Source organism: Streptomonospora mangrovi (genome assembly GCF_027604915.1).
Lineage (GTDB): Bacteria > Actinomycetota > Actinomycetes > Streptosporangiales > Streptosporangiaceae > Streptomonospora > Streptomonospora mangrovi.
The window spans coordinates 57,850-73,627 of record NZ_JAJAQC010000003.1; the positions used below are offsets into that span (position 1 = coordinate 57,850).

At 74.1% G+C, this 15,778-nt stretch carries 8 protein-coding genes; 6 read left to right on the forward strand and 2 right to left on the reverse strand.

All coding sequences use genetic code 11. The features are described from left to right. The 4 genes from ligA (at position 1) to gatA (ending at position 6,577) form a co-directional block, all read left to right on the forward strand. A complete protein-coding gene (ligA, locus tag LG943_RS01805) occupies positions 1-2,178 on the forward strand; it encodes an NAD-dependent DNA ligase LigA (protein WP_270070365.1) in 2,178 nt (725 codons plus the stop codon). 361 nt (positions 2,179-2,539) lie between these two features. Next, positions 2,540-4,618: a putative bifunctional diguanylate cyclase/phosphodiesterase gene (locus LG943_RS01810; protein WP_270070366.1), complete on the forward strand. Its 2,079-nt coding sequence runs from the start codon at positions 2,540-2,542 to the stop codon at positions 4,616-4,618. 160 nt (positions 4,619-4,778) lie between these two features. After that, on the forward strand, positions 4,779-5,078 hold the full coding sequence (gene gatC, locus LG943_RS01815; protein WP_270070367.1) for an Asp-tRNA(Asn)/Glu-tRNA(Gln) amidotransferase subunit GatC: 300 nt from the start codon (positions 4,779-4,781) through the stop codon (positions 5,076-5,078). Between the two features lie 20 nt (positions 5,079-5,098). Next, a complete protein-coding gene (gene gatA / locus LG943_RS01820; RefSeq protein WP_270070543.1) occupies positions 5,099-6,577 on the forward strand; it encodes an Asp-tRNA(Asn)/Glu-tRNA(Gln) amidotransferase subunit GatA in 1,479 nt (492 codons plus the stop codon). Between the two features lie 200 nt (positions 6,578-6,777). Here gatA and LG943_RS01825 read toward each other — a convergent pair whose 3' ends face one another. Then, a complete protein-coding gene (locus LG943_RS01825) occupies positions 6,778-7,989 on the reverse strand; it encodes a thioester domain-containing protein (RefSeq protein ID WP_270070368.1) in 1,212 nt (403 codons plus the stop codon). A gap of 504 nt (positions 7,990-8,493) precedes the next feature. After that, positions 8,494-9,702, reverse strand: a complete 1,209-nt coding sequence (locus LG943_RS01830) for a thioester domain-containing protein (protein ID WP_270070369.1) — start codon at positions 9,700-9,702, stop codon at positions 8,494-8,496. 407 nt (positions 9,703-10,109) lie between these two features. On the opposite strand from LG943_RS01830, the gene gatB reads away from it, so the two are divergent. After that, entirely contained in the window at positions 10,110-11,660 is a 1,551-nt protein-coding gene (gatB, locus tag LG943_RS01835; RefSeq protein ID WP_270070370.1) for an Asp-tRNA(Asn)/Glu-tRNA(Gln) amidotransferase subunit GatB, read from the forward strand. A 1,251-nt stretch (positions 11,661-12,911) separates the two neighbouring features. Then, on the forward strand, positions 12,912-15,623 hold the full coding sequence (locus LG943_RS01840) for a putative bifunctional diguanylate cyclase/phosphodiesterase (RefSeq protein ID WP_408648531.1): 2,712 nt from the start codon (positions 12,912-12,914) through the stop codon (positions 15,621-15,623). The last annotated feature ends 155 nt before the right edge of the window (positions 15,624-15,778 follow it).

Consider the following 15,778-nt stretch of genomic DNA (forward strand, 5'->3'; position numbering starts at 1 on the left):
GTGAGCGCTGAACAGCCCGCAGCCGCCGACGAGGTCCCCGCCGAGGTGCGCGAGCGCCACACGTTCCTGTGCCAGGAGCTGGACGACCACAGCTACCGGTACTACATGGGCAACCCGGTCATCTCCGACGCCGAGTACGACACTCTGATGCGCGAGCTGGTCGGCATCGAGGAGCGCCACCCCGTCCTGGTCACCCAGGACTCCCCGACCCAGAAGGTCGGCGCGCCCATCAGCGTCGACTTCGCCGCCGTCGAGCACCTGGAGCGCCTCCAGAGCCTCGACAACGCCTTCGCCCCCGACGAACTGGACGCCTGGGTGCACCGGGTGGAGTCCGAGGCCCCCGTCGACGCCTACCTGTGCGAGCTGAAGATCGACGGCCTGGCCGTCGACCTCGTGTACGAGAAGGGCCGCCTGGTCCGCGCCGCCACCCGCGGCGACGGCCGCGTCGGCGAGGACATCACCCTCAACATCCGCACCATCGAGGCCGTCCCCGTGCACCTGGACGACTCCGTGCGCCCGGCCCCCGAACTGCTGGAGGTCCGCGGCGAGGTCTTCCTGCCCGGCGAGGCGTTCGAAGCCCTCAACGCCCGCCTGGCCGACGACGGCAAGCCCCCCTTCGCCAACCCCCGCAACGCCGCCGCCGGCTCGCTGCGGCAGAAGGACCCCCGGGTCACCGCCACCCGCCCGCTGAGCATGCTCGTGCACGGCGTCGGCGCGCACCGGGGCGTGGAGTTCACCCACCAGTCCCACGTCTACGACCTCCTGCGCGACTGGGGCCTGCCGGTCAGCGACCGCTACCGCGTGGTCCCCGACATCGCCAAGGTCCGCGAGTACATCGAGTACTACGCCGAGCACCGCCACGACCCCGCCTACGAGATCGACGGCGTGGTCGTCAAGGTCGACGACGTCGCCGTGCAGCGCCGGCTGGGCTCCACCAGCCGCGCCCCGCGCTGGGCCATCGCCTACAAGTACCCGCCCGAGGAGGTCACCACCAAGCTGGTCGACATCCGCGTCAACGTCGGGCGCACCGGCCGGGTCACCCCCTACGGCGTCATGGAGCCGGTGCGCGTGGCCGGCTCCGAGGTCGAGTTCGCCACCCTGCACAACGCCCAGGAGGTCGCCCGCAAGGGCGTCCTCATCGGCGACACCGTCGTGCTGCGCAAGGCCGGCGACGTCATCCCCGAGATCGTCGGCCCGGTGGTCGAGCGCCGCGACGGCACCGAGCGCGCGTTCGTCATGCCCGAGACCTGCCCCGAGTGCGGCACCGCGCTGGGCCGGCAGAAGGAGGCCGACGTCGACCTCCGCTGCCCCAACCACCGCGACTGCCCCGGCCAGCGCCGCGAGCGCCTGTTCTACATCGCCAGCCGCAAGGCCCTCGACATCGAGGAGCTGGGCTATGTCGCGGCCACCGCGCTGACCCAGCCGCTGCACCCGCCCACCCCGCCGCTGCGCGACGAGGGCGACCTCTTCGACCTCACCATGGACCAGCTCCTGCCGATCAAGTCCCTGGTGCTGGACCCCGACACCACCGAGCCCAAGCGCGACCCCAAGACCGGCGAACCCAAGGTCGTCACCTTCTTCGCCAACCAGAACGGCGAACCCAAGAAGACCGCCGAGAACCTCCTGGTGGAGCTGGAGCAGGCCAAGCAGCGCCCGCTGTGGCGGGTGCTGGTGGCGCTGTCCATCCGCCACGTCGGCCCGCGCGCGGCCGAGGACCTCGCCCGCCACTTCCGCTCCATCGAGGCCATCGGCGCCGCCTCCGAGGAGGAGCTGGCGTCGGTCAGCGGGGTGGGCCCCACCATCGCCGCCTCCATCAAGGAGTGGTTCGCCGTCGACTGGCACCGCGAGATCGTCCGCAAGTGGCGGGCGGCCGGGGTGCGCATGGAGGAGGAGGGCGCCGGCGGCCCCCGCCCGCTCGACGGCGTCACCGTGGTCGTCACCGGATCGCTGGCCGGCTTCAGCCGCGACGAGGCCACCGAGGCCGTGGCCGAGCGCGGTGGACGCGTCACCGGCTCGGTCTCCAAGAAGACCGGTTTCGTGGTCGTCGGCGACAACCCGGGGTCCAAGTACGACAAGGCCGTGCAGGCCGGGGTGCCCATCCTGGACGAGGACGGCTTCCGCGTGCTCCTGGAGCAGGGGCCGGAAGCGGCCACCGAGCGGCGGCTCGCCGCGGAATAGGTGTGCTCAGAGGGGATGCGGCCGGGCGCGGCCGACCGTGCCACCGAATGTTGTTCGCGCAGGCAGTAGCGTCTACGATGCGCGATCACTAGGCTACCTGTCGCAGTATTTCAGGTCGAATGGGGCGATCGGCCCAGGTGATGTCCGCTTCACCGAAAGTCCCCGTTCGGCGACACCTGGTGATGAAGCGTCGTAAGCTGAAACGGTAGTCGGTCGGTCGTCCGCCCCTTCGCGGAGCCATCCACACCGGTCTTGGGGGTGACCGCAGCAGTGAACGTCAACGACCGCCCCGCCGCAGGCGCCCACCCTCACGGCGGCACCGGGACCGGTCGGGGCACCATGAAACCCCCAGAGGACGTCTATGTTGGATCCCACTAGCACCCGGGACCTCGGTCCCCGGGTCGGGACGCCGCTGTGGCTCTACCTCGCCGGCATCACCGTGGCCGGGGGCGCGCTCCTCGGCGTCGCGCTCTTCGTCTACGGCGTGGACCGGTTGCAGGTCCTCGGCGCCTCGCCGCTGATCTGGCTCATGCTGTGCATGGTCGTCATCGGCGAACTCCGGCCGATCGCCTCGCCCAGCACCCCCGCCGACAACGGCGCGCCCACCTCGCTGCCGTTCTCCTTCGCGCTGCTGCTGTCCTTCGGCCTGCCGGTGGCCGGCCTGGTGCAGGCCACCGCCACCGCCATCGCGGGCGTGGCCCGCGGCCACGCCCCCCACCGCGTCCTGTTCAACATCGCCCAGTACGCCCTCAGCTTCGGCGCGGCCGACGCCGTGCTGCGCCTCATCGTCCCCGGCAGCGCGGTCCACCCCTGGGTGGCCAAGGGCCCCGACCTCGCCGCGGTCGCCGCCGCCGGCGCCGTCTACTACGTCTGCAACCTCGTGCTGGTGGAGTCGGCGGTGGCCATGCACGAGCGCTCCCCGCTGGGCGCCGTGTTGCGCAAGGACCTCGGCCAGCGGCTGTTCGTCCACGGGGTGCTGCTCAGCCTGGCCCCGCTGGTGTCGGTGGCCATGGTCCACGAGGTCTGGCTGGTGCCGCTGTTCTTCTTCCCGCTGGCCGCGCTCTACACCAGCGCCACCCTGTCGATGAAGCGCGAGCACCAGGCCAACCACGACGAGCTGACCGGCCTGGCCAACCGCAAGCTGCTCATCCTGCGCACCCAGGAGGCCCTCAGCGAGGCCCAGTTGCGCAAGCACCGCGTGGGGCTGCTGCTGCTCGACCTCGACCGGTTCAAGGAGGTCAACGACACCCTGGGCCACCCCACCGGCGACCGCCTCCTCCAGACCGTGGCCCGCCGCCTCACCCACAGCGTGCGCCCCGGCGACCTCGTGGCCCGCCTGGGCGGCGACGAGTTCGCCGTGCTGCTGCCCCAGGTCCGCGACCCCGCCTCGGCCCGCGAGGTCGCCACCCGCCTGCGGGTCTCCCTGGCCGAGCCCATGCGCCTGGACGGCATGGACTTCGACCTTGAGGCCAGCGTGGGCATCGCCCTCTACCCCAACCACGCCCCCGACTTCGAGCTGCTGATGCAGCGCGCCGACGTCGCCATGTACGTCGCCAAGGAGCACCGCACCGGGGTGGAGCTGTACGAGCAGCACAAGGACCGCAACTCCACCGCCCGGCTCAGCCTGTTCGGCGAGCTGCGCCGCGCCCTGGTCGAGGACGAGCTGGAGATGTTCTACCAGCCCAAGGTCCGCCTGGCCGACCACCGCACCGTAGGCCTGGAGGCGCTGGTGCGCTGGCGCCACCCCCAGCGCGGCGTGCTGCCGCCCGAGGACTTCGTGCCGCTGGTCGAGCAGTCCTACCTGATGCGCAGCTTCACCCACGAGGTCCTGGAGCGCACCCTGCCCCAGGTCGCCCGCTGGTGGGCCGAGGGCATCGAACTCCCCGTGGCCGTGAACCTCTCCGCCCGCGAACTCCTCGACCCCACCCTGCCCGACATCGTCGCCGCCGCGCTGCGCCGCCACGGGGTGGCGCCCCAGGCGCTGCGGCTGGACATCAGCGAGCGCGTCATGGTCGCCGAGGCCGACGGTGTCACCCCCACCATCCTCGCGCTGGCCGACCTCGGGATCGCCCTGGCCCTGGACGACTTCGGCACCGGCTACTTCACCCTGGCCCGGCTGGGCGGGCTGCCCGTCGAGGAGATCAAGATCGACGAGTCGTTCGTGCGGCGCAGCCTCGCCGACCCCGACGGCCACCTGATCGTCCGCTCGGCCGTCGACCTCGTGGGCACCCTGGGCATGCGCGCCGTCGCCGAGGGCGTGGAGTCCGAGCGCGTGGCCGAGGACATGCGCGCCATGGGCTGCTACGCCGCCCAGGGCCGCCACTTCGCCTCGCCCCTGGAGGCCCACCAGGTCGCCCCCTGGCTCGCCGAGCACGGCGGCCCCTACACCACCCTGGGCGGGGCCTCCGGCGAACCCACCGAGCACAGCCGCACCCGGTAAGCCCGCCCGCCGCCGCCGACCGCCCCAGCCGCCGCCCGCGCGGCAATAGGATTGAGCTGTCCCGATCCGCCGAGCCGCCGCCCGCGCGGCGCCGCCGCCCCAGGCGGGTGCCTTGGCGGGGCGGGCACGTCCGATTCCGCCGAAGAAACGGTTGCCATTCATGTCCGCCATCACCCGCGATGAGGTCGCGCACCTCGCCCGGTTGTCGCGGCTGGCGCTGCACGAGGACGAGCTGGACCAGCTCGCCGCCCAGCTTGACGAGATCATCTCGGCTGTGGCCAAGGTGCAGGAGGTCGCCCAGGGCGACATCCCGCCCACCTCGCACGCCCTTCCGCTGACCAACGTCTACCGCCCCGACGAGACGCACCAGGGGCTCACCCCCGACCAGGCGCTGGCGGGCGCGCCCGCGGTGGAGGACCAGCGCTTCCGCGTGCCGCAGATCCTGGGGGAGGAAGAGTGACCGCGAGCGAGATCGTGCGGATGACCGCGGCCGAGCTGGGCGCGGCCGTGCGCTCCGGCCAGACCTCCGCCGAAGAGGCCACCGGCGCCTACCTCGACCGGGTGGCCGAGGTCGACGGCCAGGTCAACGCGTTCCTGCACGTGGACCGCGACACCGCCCTGGCGCAGGCCCGCGCGGTCGACGCCCGGCTGGCCGCCGGCGAGGACCCCGGCCCGCTGGCGGGCGTGCCGGTGGCGCACAAGGACGTCTTCACCACCGCCGACATGCCCACCACCGCCGCCTCCAGGATCCTGGAGGGCTGGCGCCCGCCCTACGACGCCACCGTCACCGCGCGGCTGCGCCAGGCCGGCATGGTGGTGCTGGGCAAGACCAACATGGACGAGTTCGCCATGGGCTCCTCCACCGAGAACTCCGCCTACGGCGTCACCCGCAACCCCTGGGACCTCGACCGCATCCCCGGCGGGTCCTCCGGCGGGTCCTCGGCGGCCGTCGCCGCGTTCGAGGCGCCGCTGGCCACCGGCACCGACACCGGCGGGTCCATCCGCCAGCCGGCGGCCGTGTGCGGTCTGGTGGGCGCCAAGCCCACCTACGGCGGGTCCTCCCGCTACGGGCTGATCGCCTTCGCGTCGTCGCTGGACACCCCCGGCCCGCTGGCCCGCAACGTGCTCGACGCCGCGCTGCTGCACGAGGCGTTCTCCGGCCACGACCCCCGCGACTCCACCTCCGTCGACGCGCCCGTGCCGCCGGTGGTCGAGGCCGCCCGGCGCGCCGACGTCGAGGGCCTGCGCGTGGGCGTGGTCAAGGAGCTGGGCGGCGAGGGCTACCAGCCCGGCGTGCTGCGCCGGTTCACCGAGGCGGTGGAGCTGCTGGAGTCGCTGGGCGCCAAGGTGGTCGAGGTCTCCTGCCCCAGCTTCGACGCCGCGCTGGCCGCCTACTACCTGATCGCGCCCAGCGAGTGCTCCTCCAACCTCGCCCGGTTCGACGCCATGCGCTACGGCCTGCGGGTGGGCGACGACGGCACCCGCAGCGCCGAGGAGGTCATGTCGCTGACCCGCGCCGAGGGCTTCGGCCCCGAGGTCAAGCGGCGGATCATCCTGGGCACCTACGCGCTGTCCAGCGGCTACTACGACGCCTACTACGGTTCGGCCCAGCAGGTGCGCACGCTGATCAAGCGCGACTTCGACGCCGCGTTCGAGAACGTCGACGTGCTGGTCTCGCCCACCACGCCCACCACGGCGTTCCCGCTGGGCGAGCGCACCGGCGACCCGATGGCGATGTACCTGGCCGACCTGTGCACCATCCCGGCCAACCTGGCCGGCAACGCCGCGCTGTCGGTGCCCTGCGGCCTGGCCGACGAGGACAACCTGCCGGTGGGCCTCCAGATCATGGCGCCGGCGCTGGCCGACGACCGCACCTACCGCGTGGCGGCGGCCGTGGAGGCGGCGCTGGCCGACCGCCGCGGCGGCCCGCTGCTGGCGGGCAGCGCGTTCGCGGTCTAGCGGCCGGCCTCCGCACGCACCACTGCTGGAGGAAGGACAACGGGCGCCCGGCCCCTTCGACCGAAGGGGCCGGGCGCCCGTTTCGCTGTCCCCCGCAGGGCGGGGCCGGAAAAGCAGAGTGCCCGCCGCCGCGTGGTGCGGCGGCGGGCACTCACCCGCTGTCCGGTCCCGACAGGTCGGGACTACTCAGCCGAGGAGACTTACTCGGCGGAGTCGGCGGAGGAGCTGCGGCGCTTGCGGCTCAGGTACATGGCCGCACCACCCGTGCCCAGAGCGGCGACGGCCGCGGCGACCAGACCGCCGATGGCGGCACCGGTCACGGGCAGACCGCCCTCGTCCTCGTCCTCCGGCGGGGCCTGGTCGTCAGGGGTCTCGCTGGGCGAAGGGCTGGGGGTCTCGCTGGGCGACGGGCTCGGGGTGTCGCTCGGGGTCGGGCTGGGGGTCTCGCTCGGGCTGGGCGACGGGCTCGGGCTCGGCTGGCTGCCGGCGGTCCAGTTGACGCTGACGCCCGCGTCGACGCTGACCTCGCCCTTCTCGGCGGTGATCAGGGTCTGGGTGGGCTTGTTGCCGGTACCGCGGAACAGGCGGCCGGCGTGGACCTCGGTGGAGACCGACGCGGAGACCGTGGCGGAGCCGGGCTCGGTGCCCTCGGGAACCGCGATGCCGAACGTGCCGCCGTTGCCGACGCTCTCGACCGGCTCGCCGGTCTCCAGGTCGACCAGCTCGACGCCCTCGGGGCCCTCAAGGGTCAGCGGGACGGACTCGGCGGTGGTCTCGACCGTGAACTCGCCGATGGTCTCGCCGGCGGTGCCCTCGGCCGAGGCCGGGGAGATGCTCAGCGAGATGTTGGGCTCGGCGGTCTGCGGCTCGTCGACCGCGTTCTCGACCAGGTAGTCGTAGAGCGCCTGGACGTTGGCGTTGTTGCCGTCCTTCAGCTCGATGCCGTTGCTGAAGTGCCAGATGGCGGCCTGGGTGCCGGCCAGCGCCTGCTTCTGGTTCAGGCCGGCGACACCGCTCTGCTGGGCCAGCGTCGCGACGTCGACCTGGGGGTAGGAGTTCTGGAGGATCCAGTGGACCTTGGCCGGCTGGCTGAACTCGCCCTTGCCGGGGTAGGTCTCCCAGTCGTCCTCCTGGTACTCCGCCTTGCGGATGTTGGTCTCGAAGTCGATGCAGTAGGTCTTGAGGACCGTGCCGTCTTCGAGCACCAGGTCGAACAGGGTGGTGCCGACCTCGCCCTTGGTGGTCTGGACCTTGAGGCCGTTCTCGCCGTTGCCCTCGTAGTTCCCGATCGCGCCGTCCGCGTAGGCGGGCATGGTCGAGACGCCGAAAGCCAGGGCCGCGGCCGCGGCGGTGGCCGCGAACTTGGTGACCACGCGGGTGCGGCGCGTGGCAGAGTGGGGGTGAATCGTCATGGTCAAATCGAGTCCCGGTGCAATTAGGGGAAACCGGACATTGCTGTTTTCCCAGTTCACGGGATGAAACAGCTATCGGCCGACCCAGGGGCGGTGCGTCCAGGGACGCGGTTTCTGGTGCGGTGTTCGGCCGAGAGTGAATCTGACGCCTTGGGGCGTGGGTGCACGGATCGCCGATGACGGTAGCGGGGGGCCGCGTCGGCGAGTGCTCAACGACCGCACCGCCAGATACTAGCGACCCAATTCCGGGCTTCCAACCTGCTTCGCCAAATTCACACGGATCTGTTCTGTGCTGTCCGTTATTCGGAACGGAGTGAACGCTGTCCGTCACCGCGCGCAGTGTGCCGACGCCAGGGGCGCCGAGAACGGCGGTACGGCCGATGACAGGCCCAAATTCGCGCCGCACCGGTTTCAGGGGAACGCCGAAGGGGAATTCGGGACCTTCCGCGCAACCCCGGCCGGGCGAACACCGGGTGGCGCGCCGCCCCCGCCCGGCGGCGCAGATCACAGGTCGCGGCGGCGCCGGCCCAGGTACAGCGCCGCCGCCCCGACGGCCACCAGGGCCAGCCCGACGATGACGATCGTCCCCAGCCAGGTCCCGGTGGAGGCCAGCCGCTCCGGCGGGCGGCGGTCCTCGGCCACCACCATCGGGTCGGTGGACCCTGAGGGAGAGGGCTCGGTCCGCTCCGGCGCCGTCGAGGGCGGCGCCGAGGAGGGGGCCGGTGCCGCCGGCTCCGCCTCGGGCGCGGGGGAGGCCGGCGCCGAGGGCGCTCCGGGCTCCGCCGGCGCCCAGTCGACCTTCACCGAGGCCGTCGCGCCCGCCATGGCGCTGCCCGCCGCCACCAGCGGCTGCGTGCTCACCCCGTCGCGCCCCACGAACAGCCGCCCGGGGGCCACCACGGAGTCGGCCACCCCGGCGTAGACCGTGGCCACGCCCGCGCCCGCGTCCGTTGGCAGCCGCAGGTAGAACCGGTCGCCGTCGCCCAGCCGCGCCACCGCGTCGCCGTCGGCGTCGGTCAGCCGCCCCTCGGGGGCGCCGCGCACCCACACCGACACCGGCCCCAGCGCCGAGGTGTGTACGGTCAGCGGACCGATGGGCTCGGCGGGGTCGGCGCGCTTCACCCGCTCGGGGGTGACCCGCAGCCCGGGCTCGGGCGCGGGACGCTCGGTCTCGGCGGCGCCGGCCACCAGGTGCTCGTACAGCCGCACGGTCGGCACGGCGTTACCGGCGCCGCCGCCGCGCCCGCCCCGGCCCGACTCCAGGGCCAGCCCGTTGGTGAAGTGCCAGATCGCGGCCTGCGTGCCGGCGATGGCCTGGGCCTCGGTCAGCGCCCGCGCGCCGCTCTCGGCCCGCAGGTCCGCCAGGTCCACGTTGGGGTAGGAGTGCGCGGCGATCCAGCCCACCGCGCCGGCGGAGTCCGCCGCGCCGGCCGGCGCCAGGGGGTCCGACCACGCCGCCTCGACGTAGGCCGCCTCGGGCCGCACGCTCGTGCTGACGTCGGCGCAGTAGGCGGCCACCTCGGCGCCCTCGCCCACGGCCAGCCGGTACAGCGTGGTCTCGGCGGCCTCGCCGCCTGCCAGCAGCACGGTGGCGCCGGGGGTGGAGTCGGGGGCGACCCGGGACAGGTCCTCGGCCGCGGCCGGGGCGGGCGCCCCGGTGGCGACGGCGAGGGCGAGGGCCGCCGCGGCGGCCCGCCGCACGTGGCGGAACATGGCTGGAGGCACTCCCCCCGGAGAACACGGCGCGGGAACGGGTCGGGGGTCGAGGGCGGACCGGGAACCGGCCTGCTCGGACGGCCTTCAGCGTAACCTCGCGGCACCCCGGCGGCGCCCCGCGCCGCCCGAGCCGACGTCGAATCGTGCGCATGCTGTGACATGGCGCGTATCGCCCGTGACGACCCGGCCCCCGACCGGCGCGCGGGCACCGCCCCGCCGCCGGACGTCCCCGGCGCGCGCCCGACATCGGTAGGCTGCGAAGGGTAGGCCGCGACCTGCCGATCGGCGGTCGGGGCCGTGCGCCCGGCCCCCGCCTCGCGTGAACCGCGGGCGCGGTCTTTTCGGACGATCCCGCCGGGGCGCACCGGCGGTCCTCCTCGGATACGGAAACGGGTTGTGCGGCGATGGTTGGCGCGGTAACGAATGGCCCTGCCACGAGCGGTGTTGGTCCGGCCCCCGTGGCCTTCGACGACGCCATGCGCTCCTATGAACCGGTGCTCGGGCTGGAGACGCACGTCGAGCTGGGCACCGCCTCCAAGATGTTCTGCTCCTGCGCCACGGCGTTCGGCGCCGCGCCCAACACCCAGGTCTGCCCCGTGTGCCTGGCGCTGCCCGGCTCGCTGCCGGTGGTCAACGGCGCGGCGGTGGAGAGCGCGATCCGGCTGGGGCTGGCGCTGAACTGCTCGGTGGCGTCGTGGTGCCGCTTCGCGCGGAAGAACTACTTCTACCCCGACATGCCGAAGAACTACCAGATCTCCCAGTACGACGAACCGCTGTGCAGCGACGGCTACCTCGACGTCACCGTCGACACCCCTGAGGGCCCCCGCGAGTTCCGGGTCGAGATCGAGCGCGTGCACATGGAGGAGGACACCGGCAAGACCGCCCACATGGGCGGCGCCACCGGCCGCATCCACGGCGCCGAGTACTCCATCGTCGACTACAACCGGGCCGGCATCCCGCTGCTGGAGATCGTCACCAAGCCGATCGAGCACACCGGCGAACTCGCCCCGCAGGTCGCCCGCGCCTACGTCGCCGAGCTGCGCGACCTGGTGCGCTCCCTGGGCATCTCCGACGTCCGCATGGAGCAGGGCTCGCTGCGCTGCGACGTCAACGTCTCGCTGATGCCGCGCGGCGGAACGGAGTGGGGCACTCGCAGCGAGACCAAGAACGTCAACTCCCTGCGGTCGGTGGAGCGCGCGGTGCGCTCGGAGATCGAGCGGCAGGCCGGGGTCTTGAACTCCGGCGGGCGCGTGGTCCAGGAGACCCGCCACTTCCAGGAGAACACCGGCACCTCGGTGCCCGGCCGCAGCAAGGAGGAGGCGCAGGACTACCGCTACTTCCCCGACCCCGACCTGGTGCCGGTCGCCCCCAGCGCCGAGTGGGTCGAGGAGCTGCGCGCCACCCTGCCCGAGCTGCCCGCCGCCAAGCGCGCCCGCATCAAGGCCGAGTGGTCGCTGTCCGACGAGGAGCTGCGCGACCTGGTCAACGCCGACGCCATCGAGCTGGTCGCCGCCACCGTCGAGGCCGGCGCGCCACCGGCCGACGCCCGCAAGTGGTGGCTCAACGAGCTGTCGCGCCGCGCCACCGAGACCGAGGTCGAACTGGCCGACCTGCCCATCACGCCTGAGCAGGTGGCCCGCGTGGTCGCACTGGTCGCCGAGGGCGCGCTCACCAACAAGCTGGCCCGCCAGGTGGTCGACGGCGTGCTCAACGGCGAGGGCGACCCCGACACCGTGGTCGAGGCCCGGGGGCTGAAGGTCGTCAGCGACGACTCCGCGCTGGGCGCCGCCGTGGACGAGGCGATCGCCGGCGACCCCGACGCCGCCGAGAAGGTCCGCAACGGCAAGGTCGCCGCGGCGGGCGCCCTGGTGGGCGCCGTCATGCGCGCCACCCGGGGCCAGGCCGACGCCGGCCGCGCCCGCGCGCTGATCCTGGAGCGCCTCGGCGTCCAGTGACCCCGCGCGGGTCCGGCCCGCCGCCGGGGCCGCCCCCGAAATGTCGGTGGGTCCGGGCACCATGGGTGCACCACACCGCGCGACCGCGCCGCCCCGCCGCCCAGGCGGGGCCGGCAGCCGACCGAAACCCGCCGACCGGGCCGAACACCCCCGGCCGAAACCCTCCGGGGCGCTGGCCGGCGGCCGCGTCCCGGGCGGTGCCGGCCTGCCCGGCGCACCGTCGGCGGCCGCGCGCGTGTCCGAGAACAGCGGCGGGGCGGCGACCGGCACCGCCCGGCCGCCGCCCCCGTCGCCGACCCGCCGCACCCGGCCGTGCCCGGCGCGCCCGCCGACCTCCCACGCCCGCGCGCGGGCGTGGCCCACACTTGCCGTGGCGCACCCGCGCCCGCCGCACGGGGGCGGCGGGGGTGCCGCGCCGGCACGGGGGCCGGCCGGCGGGCCGCGCGCGGCGGGGGAGGGGCGGCGCGGCAGGGGAGCGGCGCGGCGGCGCGGCAGCGTGATCAAGTCGAGCGGCGATCCGCCCGGTGGAGTGAGGGGGCAGCATGGCAGCGGCGAACCACCTGGTCAGGTGGGCGGACCCGGCGCGGGGCACGGAGGGTGACCACTTCGTCGCCGTGTCTCTGCTGCATCTCTATCTCCGCGTGACATTGGCTGACTAGCCTTGATCACGCGGAACCGGTGACATGCGTATAAGAATCGGCGGCCACGCCGCGGTTCGGACGCCGCCGCCCCTGCGGCGCCGAACCCGGGGACCGGCCGGCGGCCCCGAGCCCCGGCAGCCGACCACCAGCACGCGCCTCCCGGTGCCCCGGACGCTGGACCCCGCCGAAGCGGTCCGCGCCGGAGCCGGATCAGACCGTCGCGCCCGCCGCGCGGGAGGAGGAGCCGCCCGATGACCGCCACGCCCGCACCCACCACGGCCGGCCCCCGGACGGCCGCCGAAAGCCCGCCGCCCGGACCGGCGCCGCGCACCCGCCGCACCAGCGGCACCCGCGCCGGCGGCCCGTGCCGCCGACCCGCCCGCGCCGCGGCGCCCGGCCGACCGGCACCGGCCGGCCCACCCAGCACCGCCCTCGGTGCGGACCCGGCGCGCTGAGAACCGCACCGGGCCCCGCCGGGCACACACCCGGAAGGAGGCGGGTGCCGCAACTCCGGCCGACACCGGAGCGGTCGCGCCCAACCATCGATGATCACGGTCGCCGCGGCGGTACGCGCCGCCCGCCCGGCCCACCCGCGTCCCGGAGGATGGCGATGAAGGTCGATTCCCGCATCTGGCTCGGGGGCGTCGTCGCCTTCGCGGTGGTCTACGCGCTGGGGACGCTGGTCGACTTCCGCGCCGGCTCGCTCACCGCGTGGCTGGGATCCTGGCCGCCGGCCGTCGCCGCCGCCGTGGCGGCCGCCTCCCTGCTCTACGCCGCGCGCCGCCGTGCCGCCACCACCGCCGACAGCGAGGCCAACGCCGAGGGCGCCGACGGCGCCGCCGCGCTGCGCTTCCTGGGGCTGGCGGCGGCGGCCTGGAGCGCGGGCGCGTTCGTCTACGCCGTCACCGGCCTGCTCAGCACCAACGCCGCGGTGTCCCTCACCTTCGGCGACCTGTTCTCGCTGGTGGCCCTGCCGCTGTTCGTGCTCGGGTTCACCCGCTTCGCGCCCCTGCCCAGCGGGGTGCGCCCGGGGATCCGCCACGTCACCGACAGCTACGTGGGCGCCGCCGCGCTGTTCTCGGTGGTGTGGCTGCTGCTGTTCGCGCCGCTCTACAGCGAACTCGGCGAGGGCGCGGAGTTCCTGGCGTTCGCCCTGGTCTACCCGGTGGCCGACATCGCGGTGCTGTGCCTGCTGGCGCCCCTGGTGTTCACCTCGCCGCACAGCACCCGCCGCGCGGTGCTGCTGGCCATCGGCGCGTTCGTCATCATCTGCGGCGCCGACCTCATCGGCGCGGTCACCCGCCTCACCGGCGTGCTCCCGGCCGGCGGCATCGAGTACCCGGTGCGGCTGCTGGGCTTCGCGCTGCTGGCCAGCCTGCCGTGGCTGATCCGCGACCGCGCCGGCGCGCGCCCGCGCCGCATCACCGGGCGCGGCCTGTACCGCTTCGCTCCCGAGATCGCCGCCTGCGGCGCGCTGTTCGTGGCGGCGGTGGTGCTGACCATCGGCGGGCTGCGGGTGGAGGGCGTGGCCCCGGTGCTGCCGCTGGCGGCAGGGTCGGCGGTGATCGTGCTGCTGGTGCGCGTCAGCGGCCTGCTGGAGGAGAACGCCACGCTCTCGCGCATGGTGCACACCCGTGAGCAGCACTTCCACGAACTCGCCCGCAACAGCGGCGACGTCATCCTCATCCTCGACTTCGACGGCCGCGTCTTCTATGTGAGCCCCGGCGCGGCCGAGGCGTTCGGCTACCGGCTGGACGACCTGATCAGCGAACCCGTCACCGCGATCGTGCACCCCGAGGACCTCCCCCGGGTGAGCGCGGCGGTGTCGGCGTTCACCCGCGGCGGCAGCGAGGGCATCCACCTGCGGGTGCGGGTGCGCGCCGGCGACGGCACCTGGCGCCACACCGAGTCCACCGCCTCGCTGTACGAGCAGCCCGGCGAGCCCGACCGCCTGCTGGTCACCACCCGCGACATCAGCGCCCAGGTGGCGCTGGAGGACCAGGTCAACCACCTGACCTTCCACGACGGCATCACCGGCCTGCCCAACCGCGCCTACCTGGAGGAGCGCGCCCGCGAGGTGCTGGCGCGCCGCCAGCGGCTGGTCGACTCCGGTGCCACCGCCGAGGTCGCCGCGATCTTCCTCGACCTCGACGGCTTCACCGCCGTCAACGACTCCGCCGGGCACACCTTCGGCGACTACCTGCTGGCCCAGGCGGGGCGGCGGCTGCGCGCCACCACCGACTCCGGGGTCACCCTGGCCCGCTGGGGCAGCGACGAGTTCGCCGTGCTCATCGAGGACAGCGCGCAGGCCCAGCGGATCGTGGACCTCGCCGAGCGGCTGGCCCGCGTCATCAGCGCCGAGCCCTTCCAGGTGGCCGACCGCGAGGTCGTGCTGTCGGCCAGCGTGGGCGTGGCCTTCGCCGAGCAGGGCATGGACGCCGGCGAACTGCTGCGCAACGCCGACATGGCCATGGCCCGGGCCAAGGAGTCCGGCGGCGGCGGGCGGATGGAAATCTACGCCGCCCACATGCACGCCATGGTGGTGGGCCGCCTGGAGTTGCAGACCCAACTGCGCCAGGCCCTGGCCAACGGCGAGTTCCTGCTGGAGTACCAGCCGGTGGTCGACCTCCAGAGTTCGCAGGTCACCGCCGTCGAGGCGCTGGTGCGCTGGCAGCACGGCGACACCCGGGTGATGCCCGAGGGGTTCATCGGCGCCGCCGAGGAGTCCGGGCTGATCATCCCGCTGGGGGAGTGGATCCTGCGCGAGGCGTGCGAGAAGGTCGCGCTGTGGCGGGCCTCGGACTGGGACATCGCGCTGTCGGTGAACCTGTCGGTCAAGCAGATCCTGGCGCCCCGGTTCGTGGAGACCGTGGCGGGCGTGCTCGCCGACAGCGGGCTGCCCGCCGAGGTGCTGACCATGGAGGTCGACGAGGAGGTCCTGCTGGAGGACCAGGGCGAGGCCGTGGAGCGGCTGGCCCAGCTTCGGCGGCTGGGCGTGCGGCTGGCCATCGACGACTTCGGCATGGGCTACGCCTCGCTGGCGCACCTGCGGGAGCTGCGGGTGGACACCATCAAGGTGGACCCGTCGTTCATCCGCGACCTGGGCACCGACGGCACCGTGACCCTGCTGACCCACACCATCATCCGGCTCGGCCAGGACCTGGGGGTGCAGGTGGTGGCCGAGGGCATCGAGCACAGCGCGCAGTTGGAGCAGTTGCGCTCCATGGGCTGCGGCTACGGCCAGGGCTTCCTGGTGGCCAGGCCGATGGTCGCCGCGGGCGTCGAGGCGCTGGTGGGGGGCGAACTCGGGATCCCGCTGTAGCGGGCGCCGCGGCACGCCGGGGGCGCCCGCCCGCCGGCGCGGCTCGACGTGCCCGCGCGCGGCGGCGCGCCCCCAAACCCGTTCCGGCCCGGCCGAATCCCCGCCCCCGCCGCCCCGCGGCGCCCGCGCACGGCCCCGCACGCGCTGTCACCTGC